General features: G+C 70.1%; 19 protein-coding genes. 7 read left to right on the forward strand and 12 right to left on the reverse strand.

The genetic code is table 11. From position 1 onward, the window contains the following. Positions 1–110: 110 nt before the first annotated feature. Positions 111–776 carry a response regulator transcription factor gene (locus KUM03_RS01990; RefSeq protein ID WP_217245203.1) on the reverse strand — a complete coding sequence of 222 codons (666 nt, stop codon included), beginning with the start codon at positions 774–776 and terminating at the stop codon, positions 111–113. Next, positions 773–2,029 carry a sensor histidine kinase gene (locus KUM03_RS01995; protein WP_217245205.1) on the reverse strand — a complete coding sequence of 419 codons (1,257 nt, stop codon included), beginning with the start codon at positions 2,027–2,029 and terminating at the stop codon, positions 773–775. Before KUM03_RS01995 ends, KUM03_RS01990 begins: the two co-directional genes overlap by 4 nt. A 94-nt stretch (positions 2,030–2,123) precedes the next feature. Here KUM03_RS01995 and KUM03_RS02000 point away from each other — a divergent pair, with 94 nt between their 5' ends. Next, the gene (locus KUM03_RS02000) at positions 2,124–2,687 is read left to right on the forward strand and encodes a GNAT family N-acetyltransferase (protein WP_217245206.1); all 564 of its coding nucleotides are present in this window, start codon (positions 2,124–2,126) and stop codon (positions 2,685–2,687) included. 21 nt (positions 2,688–2,708) lie between these two features. Here KUM03_RS02000 and KUM03_RS02005 read toward each other — a convergent pair whose 3' ends face one another. From KUM03_RS02005 to KUM03_RS02040, 8 genes are all read right to left on the reverse strand, one after another. Then, positions 2,709–4,172, reverse strand: coding sequence for a type IV secretory system conjugative DNA transfer family protein (locus KUM03_RS02005; protein ID WP_217245208.1), 1,464 nt, complete (start codon positions 4,170–4,172; stop codon positions 2,709–2,711). 22 nt (positions 4,173–4,194) lie between these two features. Continuing rightward, a complete protein-coding gene (locus tag KUM03_RS02010) occupies positions 4,195–5,607 on the reverse strand; it encodes an ATP-binding protein (RefSeq protein ID WP_217245210.1) in 1,413 nt (470 codons plus the stop codon). A gap of 12 nt (positions 5,608–5,619) precedes the next feature. Further along, on the reverse strand, positions 5,620–7,179 hold the full coding sequence (locus KUM03_RS02015) for an SCO6880 family protein (RefSeq protein ID WP_217245211.1): 1,560 nt from the start codon (positions 7,177–7,179) through the stop codon (positions 5,620–5,622). Continuing rightward, positions 7,176–8,525 carry a hypothetical protein gene (locus KUM03_RS02020; protein ID WP_217245213.1) on the reverse strand — a complete coding sequence of 450 codons (1,350 nt, stop codon included), beginning with the start codon at positions 8,523–8,525 and terminating at the stop codon, positions 7,176–7,178. The genes KUM03_RS02015 and KUM03_RS02020 overlap by 4 nt, the downstream gene beginning before the upstream one ends. Next, entirely contained in the window at positions 8,515–9,315 is an 801-nt protein-coding gene (locus tag KUM03_RS02025; RefSeq protein ID WP_217245214.1) for a hypothetical protein, read from the reverse strand. The genes KUM03_RS02020 and KUM03_RS02025 overlap by 11 nt, the downstream gene beginning before the upstream one ends. Before the next feature lie 166 nt (positions 9,316–9,481). Beyond that, positions 9,482–9,790, reverse strand: coding sequence for a membrane protein (locus tag KUM03_RS02030; RefSeq protein WP_019326783.1), 309 nt, complete (start codon positions 9,788–9,790; stop codon positions 9,482–9,484). A gap of 277 nt (positions 9,791–10,067) precedes the next feature. Further along, on the reverse strand, positions 10,068–10,415 hold the full coding sequence (locus tag KUM03_RS02035; protein WP_217245216.1) for a DUF397 domain-containing protein: 348 nt from the start codon (positions 10,413–10,415) through the stop codon (positions 10,068–10,070). Between the two features lie 11 nt (positions 10,416–10,426). After that, positions 10,427–11,272 carry a helix-turn-helix transcriptional regulator gene (locus KUM03_RS02040; protein ID WP_217245218.1) on the reverse strand — a complete coding sequence of 282 codons (846 nt, stop codon included), beginning with the start codon at positions 11,270–11,272 and terminating at the stop codon, positions 10,427–10,429. A gap of 179 nt (positions 11,273–11,451) precedes the next feature. Here KUM03_RS02040 and KUM03_RS02045 point away from each other — a divergent pair, with 179 nt between their 5' ends. From KUM03_RS02045 to KUM03_RS02055, 3 genes are all read left to right on the forward strand, one after another. Continuing rightward, positions 11,452–11,922, forward strand: coding sequence for an ATP-binding protein (locus tag KUM03_RS02045; RefSeq protein ID WP_217245220.1), 471 nt, complete (start codon positions 11,452–11,454; stop codon positions 11,920–11,922). A gap of 11 nt (positions 11,923–11,933) precedes the next feature. Beyond that, positions 11,934–12,953, forward strand: coding sequence for a bifunctional lytic transglycosylase/C40 family peptidase (locus KUM03_RS02050; protein WP_217245221.1), 1,020 nt, complete (start codon positions 11,934–11,936; stop codon positions 12,951–12,953). A gap of 239 nt (positions 12,954–13,192) precedes the next feature. Continuing rightward, entirely contained in the window at positions 13,193–13,903 is a 711-nt protein-coding gene (locus KUM03_RS02055; RefSeq protein ID WP_217245222.1) for a phosphatase PAP2 family protein, read from the forward strand. A gap of 43 nt (positions 13,904–13,946) precedes the next feature. Here KUM03_RS02055 and KUM03_RS02060 read toward each other — a convergent pair whose 3' ends face one another. Further along, complete coding sequence (locus KUM03_RS02060; protein ID WP_217245344.1) at positions 13,947–14,129, reverse strand: hypothetical protein; 183 nt, start codon at positions 14,127–14,129, stop codon at positions 13,947–13,949. 87 nt (positions 14,130–14,216) lie between these two features. Here KUM03_RS02060 and KUM03_RS02065 point away from each other — a divergent pair, with 87 nt between their 5' ends. Beyond that, positions 14,217–15,107, forward strand: a complete 891-nt coding sequence (locus KUM03_RS02065; protein WP_217245224.1) for a hypothetical protein — start codon at positions 14,217–14,219, stop codon at positions 15,105–15,107. 68 nt (positions 15,108–15,175) lie between these two features. Beyond that, positions 15,176–15,358, forward strand: coding sequence for a hypothetical protein (locus tag KUM03_RS02070; RefSeq protein WP_073729770.1), 183 nt, complete (start codon positions 15,176–15,178; stop codon positions 15,356–15,358). 30 nt (positions 15,359–15,388) lie between these two features. Here the strand turns inward: KUM03_RS02070 and KUM03_RS02075 are convergent, their stop codons facing one another. Then, positions 15,389–15,775 (reverse strand): metal-sensitive transcriptional regulator, encoded by a 387-nt coding sequence (locus tag KUM03_RS02075; RefSeq protein WP_217245226.1) that lies wholly within the window; start codon positions 15,773–15,775, stop codon positions 15,389–15,391. A 245-nt stretch (positions 15,776–16,020) separates the two neighbouring features. Here KUM03_RS02075 and KUM03_RS02080 point away from each other — a divergent pair, with 245 nt between their 5' ends. After that, complete coding sequence (locus tag KUM03_RS02080) at positions 16,021–16,641, forward strand: DUF47 domain-containing protein (protein ID WP_030403626.1); 621 nt, start codon at positions 16,021–16,023, stop codon at positions 16,639–16,641. The last annotated feature ends 4 nt before the right edge of the window (positions 16,642–16,645 follow it).

A 16,645-nucleotide genomic window follows, 5' to 3' on the forward strand; every position in this document is an offset into this window, starting at 1 on the left:
TGGTACTGCAGGGGGGACCCTGTGGGAGAGTAGGACGCCGCCGAACAATTATTGCGAGAAAGCCCCGCACCGGGAACGGTGCGGGGCTTTCTGCGTTTACGGGGCCCTTTTCAGGACGGTTTCACGAGCTTCGTGTCGTACGCCAGGATGACCGCCTGGACGCGGTCGCGTGAGCCGGTCTTGGCGAGGATGCGGCCCACGTGCGTCTTCACCGTCGACTCGGCCAGGTGCAGGCGCTCCGCTATCTCCGTGTTGGTCCAGCCGAGGCCCAGGACGCGCAGGATCTCGCTCTCCCGGTCGGTGAGGGTGGCCAGGCGGGGGTCGGGGGAGCCGGTCGTTTCCGTGGGAGCCGGCAGGTGGTGGACGTAGGCGTCGAGCAGGCGGCGGGTCAGGCTGGGGGCCACCACGGCGTCGCCGGTCGCCACGGCCCGGATGCCGGAGAGCAGCTCCTCGGGCTGGGCGTCCTTGACGAGGAAGCCGGAGGCGCCGGCGCGCAGACCTGCGTAGGCGTACTCGTCGAGGTCGAAGGTCGTGAGGATGAGAATCCGGGTGCGGCCTCCGGAGGCGACGATGCGGCGGGTGGCCTCGATGCCGTCCAGGCCGGGCATGCGGACGTCCATGAGGACGACGTCGGGGTGGAGTTCGGCCGCCGTGCGGGCGGCTTCCGCGCCGTTGGCCGCCTCCCCGACGACCGTCATGTCGTCCTGGCTCTCCAGGAGCATCCGGAAACCGAATCGCTGGAGAGGCTGGTCGTCGGCGATGAGGACGGTGGTCACTGCGGGGGTTCCTCCGGGAGGTGTAGGTGGACGCGCCAGCCCTGCTCGGGGCGGGGGCGTGGGCCGGCCTCAAGTGTGCCGCCGTACAGCGCGGTCCGCTCCCGCATGCCGGGAAGTCCTCGGCCGTCGGACGTGGCGCCGGGCCGGGCGGTGCGGCCCGTGTCGGTGATCGTGAGGGTGACGGCGCCGCCGTCGCCGTAGGAGAGGTCGATGTCGGCGGTGGCGTCGGGGCCCGCGTGTTTGAGGGTGTTGGTCAGGGCCTCCTGGATCACGCGGTAGACGGCGAGCTGGCGGCCGGCGGGGAGGTCGGGACGGCCGTGCACGGTCGTGCGGACGGGGAGGCCGGCCTGGCGGACGCCGTCGATGAGGGGGGCGAGGTCGGTGAGGGAGGGCTGGGGAGCCAGCTCGGCCGGTTCCTGGCGGCTCTGCTCGTCGTCGCGCAGGACGTCGAGGAGACGGCGTAGCTCGCCCATGGCCTGGCGGCTGGTGTTGCCGATCGCGTCGAGGGCCTGGGCGGCGCGCTCCGGGGACTTGGTGGCGGCGTACCGGCCGCCGTCCGCGAGGCCGGTGATGACGGAGAGGTTGTGGCCGATGATGTCGTGCATCTCGCGGGCGATGCGGGCGCGTTCCGCGGCGGCGGCGAGCTGTGCCTGCTGGTCGCGTTCGACCTCCAGGCGGTGGGCGCGATCCTCGAGGGCGGCGGTGTAGTTCCGGCGGGTGCGGACCGTGACGCCGATGAGGGCCGCCACGCCGATGGAGAGGAGCTGGGAGCCGAACTGCTGGTTCCAGGAGCCCGCGCTGTCCCCGTGGCGGAGACCGGAGACGAGGACCTGCGTCAGTACCAGGGGAGTCGCCCAGCACAGGGAGCGCAGGGGAAGGCGCAGGGCGATGTGGAAGACGACGAGGAGTTGGAGCATGGCCGCTTGGAGGATGGCGCCGGTCCAGGCGTTGATGACGGCGACCGGGGCCATCGCGAGCAGCACCGCCCCCGGGTGGCTGCGGCGCCACAGGAGGGGGATCGTGAAGCCCAGGGTCATGACGAGCAGGAGCCAGCCGGGGACGTCCAGGTTGTGGGCGATGTTGCGCCAGCCGCCGCCGGTGTAGTCGATGAGGCCGGCCGTGACCCAGAAGGCGGTGAGGTGCAGGTCCCAGACGAGCGGGCGGCGCCGGTCGAAGGCCCGTACCCGGCGGACGACGCGTTGGACGTGCTCGGTGAGGGGGTCGGCGGCTCTTTCCTCGGTCACGGGCTCCATCCGACCATCCTCGGATGTACGGGTCCGGTGGGCGTCCGCCTCGGGGCCGTATATGAGGTGAGGGGTGTAGTACCGGGGTATTACGGTGGCCCGCATGAGTGCCTCGGTTCCCGGTGACTACGTGATCCGCTCCATACGCGCCGACGAGTGGCCCGCCGTGAAGGAACTGCGGTTGCGCGCGCTGCGGGACCCGCTGGCGCACCTCGCGTACCTGGAGACGTACGAGGACGCCGCGGGCCGGCCGGACGCGTACTGGCAGGAGCGGGCGGCGAAGGCGGCCGAGGGCGGGTCCGGGGCGCGGCAGATCGTCGCCGAGGGGCCGGGAGGTGCGTGGCTCGGCACGCTGGCCGTGCTGGTCGAGGAGGCCGGGACGAACGACTGGGCCGGGTTGCCCGTGGAGCGGCGGCAGGGGCACGTGGTCGGGGTGTTCGTACGGCCCGAGTGGCGGGGGAGCGGGCTGACCAAGGCGCTCTTCGCCGCCGGGCTGGAGTGGGCCTGGGCGAGCGGCCTGGAGCGGGTGCGGCTCATCGTCCACCCGGACAACGGGCGCGCGCAGGGCGCCTACCGGAAGGCCGGGTTCGCGCCGAGCGGGCGGACGGTGCCGCTGGTGGGCGGGGAGCCGGGTGAGCGGGAGCTGGAGTTCGTGGTCGAGCGCTGACGCGGCCGCGTGCGCGCGGGCTCAGACCGGGAGTTCGTCGTGGGGCCAGCGGGCGCGGCCCTGTTCGCGGGAGCGGAGGAGGGCCAGGGTCGGCAGGCCGAGGTCCGCTCCGATGGTGAGCAGTTCCGGGAGCTGGGGGAGCGGGGCTACGGCGGCCACGTCGTCCAGGACCAGGGTGAGTGGTGGGTCGAGGCGACCGGAGGATGACCGTTCGGCCATGCGCCGGCCGCTCTCGACCACGCTTGAGACGAGCGCCGTCAGCAGCGGCATCGCGCCGGGGCTCGTCCGAGGGTCCTCGATGGATTCACCCACCACGTAAAGGGTTCCCTGTTCGTGCACGAAGGAATCCAAGGCGAGGGCATCAGTTCGGTTCGGAGTGCAGGCTTCGCGGATGTTGACCGTGGAGAGGGCGGCCAGGGCCCGGGTGGTCAGCTGCTGGGCCATGTCCCGGCGGTCGGGGTGGGCGGTGAGGGCGCCTTCGAGCTCGCCCGCTGCACCGGGTGCGGCCTTGGGGTTGGTACGGAGGATGCGTACGGCGTCCTGGATCTGCAGGCCCTGGGACCAGCGGTGGACGTGGCGGACGGTGCGGCCGTCGATGGCGGCGGCGTGGAGGTAGCTGCGCAGGAGCAGTTCGGCGGTGTCGCCGAGGGCCTGGTCGAGCCGGGCGGTGGGGCGGACCGGTGCGAGGAGGGCGGCCGCTCGGGCCGTGGCCGTCTGTCTGTCCTCGCAGCCGGTGGTGGGGGACCAGTGGACGCGGGCCGGGGTGTCGCAGAGGTGGCCGGGGTCGTAGAGGTGGCAGGGGCCGAGTTTGGCGCGGGCGTCCTTGGTGTCCGACCAGAGGGCCGGGCTTGAGGTGATGACGAGGGCGGCGCCTTCTGCTTCGCGCAGGGCGTTGGCGGCGGTTTCGGTGCGGGTGGCCGGGGGGCCGTAGTGGATCGCGCCTTCGGCGCGGGGGGTTTCCCACCCACCCACCCGTTTACTGTCGGCCACAGAGGCGAGGGATTCCTCCGCCGGTTCCGATGCCGGTTCCGGTTCCGGTTCCGGCTGCTGCGGTGCCTGCGGTGCCCTCGGGGTCGGGACCTCGTGGACCTGCTCCGGCTCCTGTAGGGGCGTCGCCCGCCGTCGCTGCCGTACCGCCCGCCACCGCGCCACCGTCCCCATCACGAACACGGTCAGCACGACCAGCACCATCAGCTGGCCGATGAACAGCCCCCAGAACAGCCCGTACCCGGAGAGGCCGGAGGCGGGGGAGTTCGGCCAGGCCCCGGGGATGTCGTGGGGTTCGGCGACCAGGTGACGCATGGCCTGGGGCGTGTCGGTGAAGGTCACGCCGGCGGGCCAGGAGCCGTGGGCGAACAGGGCGGCGAGACCGGTCGCCGTCCACACCAGCAGGGTCATGCCGAGGAGGAAAGCGAGTATGCCGATCAGCAGCCCGTCCGGGATGCCGCCGCCCTGACCGTCCCGCCGCTGGTCGTCCGGTCTCATCTGCCCCGTGCCTCCCCCTCGCCTAGGCCACCGTCGATTCCGACGAGTCGCCGATGTGCTGTTCCACGAACGCCGCCGCCCGCTCCTCCGCCTCCAGCTCGGCGGCGCGCAGGGCGTCGTCGCTGAAGTCCGCGGAGGACTCGGTCATCGCGCGGTCGGTGAAGACCAGCGGGCGTTCGGTCTCCGTGATCAGGTGCTTGACCACCTGGACGTTGCCGTTGACGTCCCACACCGCGATGCCGGGGGTGAGGGTCGGGATGATCTCCACGGCCCAGCGCGGCAGGCCCAGGACGCGTCCGGTGGCCCGGGCCTCGTCGGCCTTCTGCGCGTAGATGGTGCGGGTGGAGGCCATCTTCAGGATCGCCGCGGCCTCCCTCGCCGCCGCCCCGTCCACGACGTCCGACAGGTGGTGCACCACCGCCACGAACGACAGGCCCAGCCGCCGCCCGAACTTCAGCAGCCGCTGGAACAGCTGCGCCACGAACGGGCTGTTGATGATGTGCCAGGCCTCCTCGACCAGGAAGATGCGCTTCTTCCGGTCGGGGCGAATCCAGGTGTGCTCCAGCCACACCCCCACGATCGCCATCAGGATCGGCATGGCGATGGAGTTGCGGTCGATGTGGGAAAGGTCGAAGACGATCAGCGGGGCGTCGAGGTCGATGCCGACGGTCGTCGGTCCGTCGAACATGCCGCGCAGGTCGCCGTCGACGAGCCGGTCGAGGACGAGCGCCACGTCCAGGCCCCACGCCCGTACGTCGTCTATGGCGACGTTCATCGCCTCGGCCGACTCCGGCTCGGGGTGGCGGAGCTGCTCGACGATGTCGGTGAGGACCGGCTGGCGTTCGACGATGGTCTCGTTGACGTAGGCGTGCGCGACCTTGAGCGCGAAGCCGGAGCGCTCGTCCAGGCCGTGGCCCATCGCGACCTCGATGATCGTCCGGAGCAGGGCGAGCTGGCCCGTCGTCGTGATCGCCGGGTCGAGCGGGTTGAGCCGGATGCCGTGGTCCAGGGCGGCCATCGGGTCGAGGCGGATGGGAGTTATGCCCAGCTCCTCGGCGATGAGGTTCCACTCGCCGACGCCGTCCTCGCCCTGGGCGTCCAGGACGACGACCTGGCGGTCGCGGAAGCGGAGCTGGCGCAGGACGTACGTCTTCTCCAGCGCCGACTTGCCGTTGCCGGACTCCCCGAGCACCAGCCAGTGCGGGGCGGGGAGCTGCTGGCCGTAGAGCTGGAAGGGGTCGTAGATGTAGCCCTTGCCGGAGTAGACCTCGCGGCCGATGATCACGCCGGAGTCGCCGAGGCCGGGCGCTGCGGTGGGGAGGTAGACGGCCTGCGCCTGGCCCGTGGAGGTGCGGACGGGCAGGCGGGTCGTCTCCACCTTCCCGAAGAGGAAGGACGTGAAGGCTTCGGTGAGGACGGTCAGCGGGTCCCGCATCAGGCTCAGCCCCTACCTTCGGATGCCGGTGGCGAACGGAAGTGTGTTCACGAAGGCGCGGTGGTGCTCACGGTCGCACCACTCCAGTTTCAGGTACGACTTTCCGGCCGAGGCCCTTATCGTCCGCTTGTCGCGGGCCAGCGCCTCGGGGGAACGGGAGGAGACGGTGATGTAGCCGACCAGGTTGACGCCGGCCGCGCCGCTGGCGAGGTCCTCGCCCCGCTGATCCAGGCGGCCGTGGGCGGCGATGTCGCGCGGGTCGACGGTGCGGTTCATCTTGGCGGCGCGGGAGGCCTCGGCCTCGTCGTTCGTCTTCTCGGTCAACATGCGCTCGATGGCGACCTCGGTGGGTTCGAGGTCCATCGTGACGGCGACCGTGCGGATCACGTCCGGCGTGTGGACGAGAAGAGGGGCCAGGAAGTTGACGCCGACCGGGGTCATCGGCCACTCCTTGACCCAGGCGGTGGCGTGGCACCAAGGGGCGCGGGTGGAGGACTCGCGGGTCTTCGCCTGGAGGTAGGTGGGCTCCATGGCGTCCAGCTCGGCCGGCCAGGCGTTGCGCTTGGTCATCGCCTGGATGTGGTCGATGGGGTGGTCCGGGTCGTACATGGCGTGGACGAGGGAGGCGAGCCGGCCCTGGCCCAGCGGCTGGCGTACGCGGATGTCCGCCTCCTGGAGGCGCGAGCAGATGTCGGTCAGCTCGCGCGCCATGACCACCGCGAGGCCCGCGTCCCGGTCCAGCTTCCGGCCGTTCTGCGGGCGTGCGGCGCGGGCCATGGCGTTGGCCTCGGCCGCCAGCTCGCGGGTGTAGTGCATGCAGGCGATGAGGTAGGCGCGGTGCTGCTCGCTGCTGGTCGACACCATCGACTGGAGCTGGTCGTACGACTGCTGCAGCCACGGCAGCGCCTTGTCGTCGCCGCGCTGGGCGACGTCCTTGGCGTGCGCGTCGGGGTCGGCCGGGAGGGTGCGGGCGAGCATCTGGATGCGGGTGACGAAGCCGTCGCCGTTGGCCACGTGCTTGAGCAGGGTGCCGAAGCGGTCGACGAGGGCTTCCTGGTCCTCGGAGTCGCGCAGGCCGACGCCGGGGCCCTCGATCTCGATCGCGGCCGTCACCGTCTTGCGGTCGGCGTGCAGCAGTACGGCGATCTCGTCCGGCCCGAAGGGCGCGGCCAGCCAGGTGATGCGGCCGATGCCGGGCGGCGGGCCGACCTCGACCTCCCGGCCGTCGAGCCGGGTGCCCGCCTCGATCGCGCCGGAGCGGTAGGTGGTGCCGTTGCGGAGCGTCCGCTTGTAGCTCCGGTTGATCTCGAACCACCGGTAGAACGTCCGGTGCTTGTACGGCACGTAGACGGCGGCCAGCGCGAGCATGGGGAAGCCGACGAGCAGCACGATGCGCAGGGTCAGGACGGGGACGAGGAGCCCGCACATCATGCCGAGGAACGCGCCGACGACGATCAGCGCGATCTCACCGGTCTCGCGGTTGCGGCCGACGATCGCGTTCGGCCGGGCGCGGCCGATGAGATACGTACGGCGGGGCGTGACCGGATGGGACACGTGGGACTCGGTCGTCAACGCCCGTCACCTCCTGTGCTGTTTTTGCTGTTACGGGCGTTGCTGGCGTGGGGTGTGTTCACCGGGCTGGCGGAGCGCGGTGCGGGTGCGGCGGAGGGGACAGTTCCGCCGCCGCCGTTCGAGGGGCGCGAGCTGTGCGCGGCGACTCCGCCGGAGGCGGGGTTCGAGGGGCGGGACGCGGAGGAGGAGCTGCCGCCCTGGCCGCCGCCGCCTCCGCCGTCGCCGTTGTGGCGGGAGCTGTGGGTTCTGATGCCCTGGGCGACCAGGTTCGCCGGGGAGCTGATCACGGCGGCGGCCTTGCCCTCGGCACCCTGCATGATGCGGTTGTTGCGGCCGTTCGCGATCTCGTCGCCGAAGCCGGGGACGAAGCGGTAGATCATCGCGGACGCGAAGATGGCGAGCAGGATGATCGCTAGGCCGGAGACGACGGCGGAGAAGGCGTCCGGCCCGTCGTCGGCGGACAGCGCCCCGGCGAGCCCGAGCACGATGACGATGACGGGCTTCACGAGGATGACCGCGATCATGATGCCGGCCCATCGGCGGACGTGACCCCACAGGTTCTTGTCGACCAGGCCGGCGTAGACGACGGTGCCGAGCAGGGCGCCGACGTACAGCAACGCGGCGCGGATGACCAGTTCCAGCCAGAGGACGCCGGCGGCGAGGATCGACACCAGGGAGACGACGATCAGCATGATCGGTCCGCCGCCGATGTCCTCGCCCTTTTTCAGGGCGCCGGAGAACGTGCCGAAGAACGTGTCCGTCTGGTCGCCGGTCGTCTGGGCGAGGACGTCCGTGACGCCGTCGGTCGCGGACACGACCGTGTAGAGGATCAGCGGCGTGAACGCCGACGCCAGGACGGTGAGCCAGAGGAACCCGATGGCCTCGGAGAGCGCGGTACTGAGCGGGACGCCGCGCACGGCACGCTTCGCTACCGCGAGCAGCCAGAGGACGAGCGTGAGGATGGTCGACGCCGCGAAGACGACGGCGTACTGCTGGAGGAACTTCGGGTTGGTGAAGTCGACGTTCGCGGTGTCCTCGACGGCGGCGCTGAGCTTGTCGACGGTCCATGCGGCGGCGTCGGCGCAGCCCTTGGCGAGGGAGGAGAGGGGGTCGAGGGTGGAGGAGATGCCGGGAGTGTCGGCTCCGCCGCCGCCGGTGGAGCCGGTGCCGCTGTTGCCGTCTTCGCAGTACTCCTTGGCGGGGCCGTGGATGAGGTCGCAGGGGTCGTCGCTCGGCGTGGGCGAAGGCGTGGGGGCAGCGAAAGCGCGCGTGGCGCAGAGGACGGCGGCCACCTGCACGGTTGCGAGGAAACCGGTCAACCTGAGGACGCGGCGGTTAGCGGGCATAGCTGAACCCTCCATACTCCTGGACTGCCTTCGCCATCTCGTCCGCGCTGGAGGCCTTGTTGTCGCCGGGGATCGGTGCCGGGCCGTCCTTCTGGGAGTGCGTCACGATCTTCCAGTCACCGTCCACCCATTCGAGCTTCATGGTGATGGTGAACCAGCTGCTCGTGACCGGGGTTGTGGAGTTCTTGCCTGCGAGTCCGAGCAGCCCACTGCACCAGACTTCGACCGTTGCGCTGTCGGCCGAGCTTTCGGTGACCTTGGTTCCGATCGGGCTGGTACGGCTCACGAAGGTGTAGCCCTTCGGGGTCGAGCCGTCCTCGTTCAGGCCGACAGCCTTGTTGAACTGGGGGCTGTAGGCCTTGTCCAGGGTCGCCCCGAAGTCTGCCGCTCTGGAGGGGACGATGATCGCCTGGAGGATGGAGGTCCGCTTGGCCTTGTCGAACATGTCGGCCGACCCCAAAGCCACCGCATAGTTCGCCGCCGCACTCTGCGCCCCCTGCTCGTCATGGGCGAAGCCCGACTGGACCGGCGCGGTGCCTGATGGGGCCGTCGAGGACGTCTTCGGCTTGTCTTCCGCAGCCGCGTCGGAGGAATCGGAGTCCTCTCCTCCACGGTTCGCGAAGGCGATCGCGGCGATGAGGAGGACGACGACGCCGACCACGGTGACCAGGCTTCTGGACGACGAACGGCCGCCGCGTCGGTGCCCGCCCTCGTCCTCGGGCAGCCGCATCCGCGTCCCGCTCATGCCGCCGTAACCGCCGGAGGACTGCTGGTCGTCTCCGAGACTCATGCCGCGTACGCCCCCTCGACGTCGTGTCTGCCGTAGAAGTACGACGGTAGCCGTGCTGGTTCCCGCGCGGGCGCGGTGTGGTGACTCGACATCAGGGAAACGCAACCTCAGCCGGTTGGCACGACGGGCGGGTGGGGTGGAGGGTGAGGAACGGGCGTGAGCGTGGCTATACGGCCATCCCGTACACGATGGTGAAGAGCGTGCCGAGGGAGCCGATGATGAACACGCCCGTCAGCCCGGCGATGATGAGGCCCTTGCCCTGCTCGGCGCTGAAGGTGTCCCTCAGGGCCGTGGCGCCGATGCGCTGCTTGGCGGCGCCCCAGATGGCGATGCCGAGGCAGAGCAGGATGGCTACGGCCATGACGACCTGGACCATCGTCTTCGCCTCGGCCCCCAGCGCACCGAAGGGGCCCCAGTCCGGAGCGATCCCCCCGATGATGGTGTTGATGTCTCCCTCGTCGGCCGCAAAGAGCATGTAAGTCACCGCCCCTGTTGGGTAGTTCCGCACCCTCTGCGGACGTGCAGAGGTCAGGCCTCATTGTCGCCGACAAATCCGCCGTCGTATGTCGACTTGGCGTCATTGATTGGCAGGTTTCGTACGGATAGCTTGCCACCGGCCCGCGCCGGCCCCTAAGAGGGCCGTGCGGACCGGTATGCGATGAATCGTATGGTCACTCTGTGTATCACGGCATGTTACGCCTAGCAATGATGCTGGTGCGCAACCTGTCGCGTGGTTGTGTCGTTGGGCCCTTCTACGCGTCCACGAAGTGATCGAACTCGCCGGCCTTCACGCCGAGCACGAAGGCGTCCCACTTCTGACGGTCCGTCGTGACGACGGCTCCGTGGATGCCGGGGCCGTGGACGCGGACGGGGGCGTCCGCGTCATTCGCGGGAGTGAAAGTGACCTGGACGGGCGCGGGGTGGGCGTTCGCCTTCAGGGCGGTGAGCAAGGTGCCGAAGGCGGTCGGGGTGAGGGTGAGTATGGAGTCGCTGGGGTCGCTGCTTTCGGTGAGATGGACGGCGCCGGGCGTCGTGGCGACGTGGAGGCAGGAGTCGCCCTGTGCGCAGTAGGAGGACCTTTGCCAGGCGAGTTGCTTCATGTCGACCTTCCTCACAGTTCTTCCGCGATCTTGTGGATGAGATCCCGTGACCTGTCGGGCGGCAGAGCGCTGGCGTCGATTCGGTCCAGGAGACCCCGGTACTTGTCGAGCTGGGCCCCGGCGTCGAGGAAGACCGGGCCATGGGACTGGTCGAGGTGGACGGTGTCGAGCTGCGGGACGGGGCCGGAGGAGTAGTAGAAGGACTGCCCCGAGCCCGGAAGCATTCCGGCGTCGAATGTCAGGACGCGCAGGGTGATGTGGTCGCGTTCGCTCATGTCGAGCAGGTGGCGTAGCTGCGAGCGCGTGACGTCGGCGCCGCCGAGGCGCATGCGGAGTGCCGCCTCATGGATGGTCGCCTGATGTGGTGTCGGGGACGCTCGGAAGATGACCGCCTGACGCTTGATGCGGAAGGAGACCCGGTGCTCGACGTCGGGGGGCGCCATCGCCGGCACGTCCTGGCGGAAGATCTCGCGGGCGTAGTCCGTCGTTTGCAGGAGGCCGGGGATGTGCAGCGTGACGGCTGCGCGCAGGCGCTCGGCGTGGTGCTCCACCTCGGCCAAATCCAGCAGTGCGGCAGGCAGGAGCTCGCGGTACTCCTCCCACCATCCGCGCGTCCGCTCGGTCGCCATGTCGCTGAGCGCGTCGACGAGGGCTTCGTCGCCGCAGTCGTAGTGGCATGCGAGTGCGCGGACCCGCTCGGGGCTCACTCCCGCCCGTGCGGCTTCCACGTTGCTGATCTGGTTCTGCTGTACGCCGAGGAGGCGGCTGGCCTGTGTGGAGGTCAGCCCAGCTCGCTCGCGCAGTTTGCGCAGCTCGGCACCCAAACGGAGTTGACGGCCCGTCGGGTTGCTTCTCACGCCACTCTTGCCTCTCTGTCACTCACATGAGTGTCATCTAAGTTCTTTTCTAGCGCCGTATAAGAACTGCGCTTAGCTTACTCGTGGCGCCCCGCTCAGAAGCGCACCGGTCGACGGACCGGCAGGCCACTGGGCACCCCCGTCCGTCAACCAACTTCCCGCACTGATCGGAGACGTCCATGGCCACCGTAGACCCGTCCTGGGGATACACCCTCCACCTCCCGCACGATCCACGCGCACCGGGGATCGCCCGCACAACCCTCCGTGCCACCCTCGCCGCGCACGGGCTCGGCGAGCTCACGCCCACCGCCGAGCTGCTGGCCGCCGAACTCCTCGCCAACGCCCACCTGCACACCACCGGCCCCTACTCCCTCCGCATCCTGTCGCGCGAGCCGGGACGGCTACGGGTCGGCGTGTGGGACACCGACTGGAGGGTGCCGCCCGGCTTCCGGGACGAGGAGCAGCCCGGCACCGCGGCCCCGGCGGACGCCGAGAGCGGACGAGGGCTTCAGCTGGTGCGGGCCTGCGCCGACGCCGTCGGCGTGTCCGTGCTGCGCGAGCTGGGCGCGTCGAAGGGCGGCAAGCTGCTGTGGGCCGAGTGCCGGAGCCGTCCCGAAGAGGTGCGCGACATGGCTGGAAAGTGTTATTGAACGGCCCGGACATGGGGGAGGGTTGGGCCATGCGGAAGTTGTGGGTCGGGGCCGGTGTCGCGGTTGCCCTCGGGATGGGCTTCGTGATGCTGCTCGTCGTGGGCGTCTACGTGGTCGCCGGGAACCTGGCCAACGGCATCGGGGGCGGGTCGAAGAGGCTCGCGAAGGGGTCCGTTCCCGCGGCGTACCAGGCGCTCGTGCAGAAGTGGGGCAATCTCTGTCCCGCCATCAACCCCGCGCTGCTCGCCGCCCAGCTCTACCAGGAGAGCGGCTTCAATCCGAAGGCGCAGAGCCACGCGGCCGCGCAGGGGATAGCGCAGTTCATCCCGGGGACGTGGGCGACGCACGGGATCGACGGGGACGGTGACGGGGACCGGGACGTCTGGGACCCGGCGGACGCCATCCCCTCGGCGGCGTCGTACGACTGCACCCTCGCGTCGTACGTGAAGGACGTGCCCGGCGACCCGACCGCGAACATGCTGGCCTCCTACAACGCGGGCGCCGGCGCGGTGATCCAGTACCAGGGCGTGCCGCCGTACAAGGAGACCCAGAACTACGTCAAGGTCATCCGGAGCCTGGAGAAGAGCTTCGCGGCGCCCGAGGGGCGCGTCGATCCGTCCGAGCAGGCCGCCGGGGCCATCGCCTACGCGCAGGAGAAGCTCGGGACGCCCTATCTGTGGGGCGGTACGGGTACGGCGGGTCAGGGTGGGCGGTTCGACTGTTCGGGGCTGACGCAGGCGGCGTACGAGAGTGTGGGGATCAAGTTGCCCCGGGTCGCCAACGACCAGTACAACGCGGGGCCGCATCCGGGGCGGGACGAGCTGCTGCCGGGGGATCTCGTGTTCTTCTCGGACGACCTCACCAATTCGCGGGCCATCCGGCACGTGGGGATCTACGTCGGCGGCGGGTACATGATCGACGCGCCGCGGACGGGGGCCGTGATCCGGTTCGATCCCATCGACACCCCGGACTACTTCGGGGCGACCCGGGTGACGGAAGATGGCGCGAAAGCGTTGCCCACCACGGTGTGAATGCCATGGTTTGGACACAGCGTGAACCCATGCCCTGAGCTGCGACGACGTGTCTCTCTTCGATAACGTCTGCGTGATCATTCAGTGGAAGGTGGAACGTATCAACGGGGGCCGTGCGTTCCTGTTGTCGTGTAGGTGTGCGGGACAAGAGGAGCCGGCGGATCTACTGACCACGGGGGTGGCAGAGGAAAGGCGTGCGTACGGTGCGCCGCAGGACATGACGAAGGGGCCGCTGCACCATGGCTGGACTCGCCGAATCCGGGTCGAACCCCGACGTCGAGCTGCTCTACGACATCAACGGCCTGGCCAAGGACGCGCCGCACTGGTTCGACCGGGTCATGGAGTTCGTCGGTGAGTACGGACTGCTGTTCGCGATCGTGCTGCTGGTGCTGTGGTGCTGGTGGGGTGTGCGGCGGCGGGGCGGTGAGGATGCGGCCACGAGCGTGGCGGCCCTGGTGTGGGCGCCGCTCGCGGCCGGTGTCGCGGTACTGGTCAACATCCCGATACGGGGTTTCGTGGAGCGGCCACGGCCGTTCAAGACCCATGACGGGCTGGAAGTGCTGGTCGCGGGTAAGGACGACTTCTCCTTCGTGAGCGATCACGCCACTCTGTGCATGGCGCTCGCCGTCGCCCTGTTCGTCGCCAACCGGAAGTTCGGGCTCGGCGCGATCGTGCTGGCGTTGTTCGGCGGCTTCATCCGGGTCTACATGGGCGTGCACTACCCGACGGACGTCATCGGCGGCTTCGCCCTCGGTACGGCGGTCGCGCTGCTGCTGTCGCCGGTCGCCATGGCGCTGCTGACGCCGCTGACCCGCGCCATCGAGCGGTCGCCCAGGGTGGGTTGGCTGGTGCGTGCCCGGGGGCGAGACGGTGAGGACGGGCGCGGCGCCGTGATTCCGGGGGCGCGCAAGGAGAGTACGGAGACGGGGGAGCGGGATCTCGCCGCGTAAGTAAGGCAGACGTCCCACCCCGGCAACGCACGCGGCGGCCTTCTCAGGCCGCCGCGTGCGTTTGTGCGTCCGTCCGGGCCTGGCTTCTCGCCCTGCGGGCCGGGCCGCGCCAGCCGCAGCTGCAGCGGGCCAGGCAGAAGCGGCCCTGTTCGGCCGTCGTCGTGAGGTGTTCCGGTTCCGGTCCGGGGGCTTCCCCGGGGGCTTCCAGCCCGTCCTGCTGCGCCACGCCGTCCACGTTACCGGCGTCACCCACCCCTCGTTAACCGGGTCGGCAGGGGGTCCGGAGCGGGCGTGACGGCTGGGGTAGGTGGCGATGGTCGGGCGGGAACGGGAGCGGGAGCGGGAGAGGGAGCAGCGGCGGGGCAGGAGGGGCCTCGGTGGTCTCGCCGTCGCCGGGGGCGTGGTCTGTGTGTGGCTGGTCGGGAGTGGGTGTTCCGGGGAGGGGGCCGCTGTCCAGGGGACGGGCGGCGGCGATCCGGTCGCCGTGCTGCAGCGGGCCGCCGACCGGCTGGTGGCCGCCGGGAGCGCCAAAGCGCGCACCGCGATGGAGATGGCCAGCGGCGGGACGCGGGTCACCGTCCGGGGCGAGGGCGTCTACGACTTCGAGCGGCGGTTCGGCCGGCTGGAGGTGCGGCTGCCGCAGGACCCCGCGGGCACGAGCGAGCACCGACCGATCACCGAACTGCTCGCGCCGGGGGCCCTGTTCATGAAGAACCGGGGGGCCGGCGTGCCCGACGACAAGTGGGTGCGGGTGGAGACCGCCTCGCTGTCCGACGGGAACCTCGTGACCGGCGGGGCGACCGACCCCTTCGCCGCCGCCGAGGTGCTGCGGGGGACGCGGACGGCGACGTACGTGGGGCGGACCGAGGTCGGCGGGACCGAGGTGCGGCACTACCGGGGGATCGCCGACCTGGCGCGGGCGGCGCGGGGCGCCTCCGACGGCAACAAGGACGCGCTGGCCGCGGCGGCCGACGGGTTCGCCACCGCCGAGGTGCCCTTCGACGCCTACCTCGACGACGAGGGCCGCATCCGCAAGGTCCGGCACCGCTTCAGCTTCGTCAACGGGCGGGACGAGGGCACCGTCGACGTCGCCTCGACGACGCTGCTCTACGATTTCGGCGCCGCCGTCCGCGTACGGCTGCCGGACGACGAGGACATCTACGCCGGCAAGATCGCGGCGGGGCCGGGCGGCGACAAGAACTAGCCCTTCCGTGCCATGCGCGGTGTGTAGGCCGCTCCCTACTCTAGGAAGTCGGTGACGGCAGAGACGAGGTGACGCGCGTGGCTCCGGTCGGCGGTACGGCGGTTCAGGACCACGTGGCCCTCGCCGAGATCGAGCTGTGCGGCGAGCTGATCATCGCGGCGTCGGCCGCGCGGGAGCGGCTCAGTCTGGAGAGCATCGACGAAGTGCTGCGGGTGGCCGAGGAGCGCAGGGCCGCTCCGGCCGACCGGTAGCGGCCGGCCGCCCCACGGAGCCGCCCGGGATCAGGTGCGCAGCAGGCGGCCGATCGCCTTCGTGGCCTCCTCCACCTTCGCGTCGATCTCGGCGCCGCCCTTGACGGCCGCGTCGGCGACGCAGTGGCGAAGGTGCTCCTCCAGGAGTTGCAGGGCGAAGGACTGCAGGGCCTTCGTGGAGGCGGAGACCTGGGTCAGTATGTCGATGCAGTAGACGTCCTCGTCGACCATCCGCTGCAGGCCGCGGATCTGGCCCTCGATGCGGCGCAGCCGCTTGAGGTGCTCGTCCTTCTGCTTGTGGTAGCCGTGCACGCCCCGGTCGTGGTCGGTCACGACGTCCGTGCCGTCCGTCTCCACCTCGTTCACCTCGTCCACGGCGGGGGAGGGCGCACCTGCGCCGGCCTCAGTGGTCGTCATCGCGTCCTCCTGTGAGATTGGGCAGATAGCGGACATATACCCCTGGCGGGTATATGGTAACGAACTTTGCGGGGTAAGGGGCCCTTGGAAGGAAACCCTGGCAGTGGCCTGGGCGTCGTCCGGGTGTCGCCCCCCTGCTCATCAGTCTTCCCGATGGGCGACACTGGGGGACGGCCCGTTAGCCGTGGCCGGATGATGCGCCTAGCATCAGCCTGACCGAAACCGATGCACCCCGAGGACCCCACGTGCGCTTTCGTCTGACCCCCAGGGAGACGAGCTTCTACGACATGTTCGCCGCATCCGCGGACAACATCGTCACGGGCTCGAAACTCCTGATGGAACTGCTCGGGGCGGACGCATCCGCCCGGGCCGAGATCGCAGAGCGTATGCGGGCCGCCGAACACGCCGGTGACGACGCCACGCACGCGATCTTCCACCAGTTGAACTCCTCGTTCATCACGCCCTTCGACCGCGAGGACATCTACAACCTCGCCTCCTCCCTCGACGACATCATGGACTTCATGGAGGAGGCCGTCGACCTGGTCGTCCTCTACAACATCGAGGAACTGCCCAAGGGCGTCGAGCAGCAGATCGAGGTGCTGGCGCGGGCCGCCGAGCTGACCGCCGAGGCCATGCCGAACCTGCGGACCATGGACAACCTCACCGAGTACTGGATCGAGGTCAACCGGCTCGAGAACCAGGCCGACCAGATCCACCGCAAGCTGCTCGCCCACCTCTTCAACGGCAAGTACGAGGCCATCGAGGTGCTGAAGCTCAAGCAGATCGTCGACGTGCTCGAGGAAGCGGCCGACGCGTTCGAGCACGTGGCGAACACGGTGGAGACCATCGCGGTCAAGGAGTCCTGACCCC

Source organism: Streptomyces sp. AC602_WCS936, from assembly GCF_019049125.1.
Taxonomy (GTDB): Bacteria; Actinomycetota; Actinomycetes; order Streptomycetales; family Streptomycetaceae; genus Streptomyces.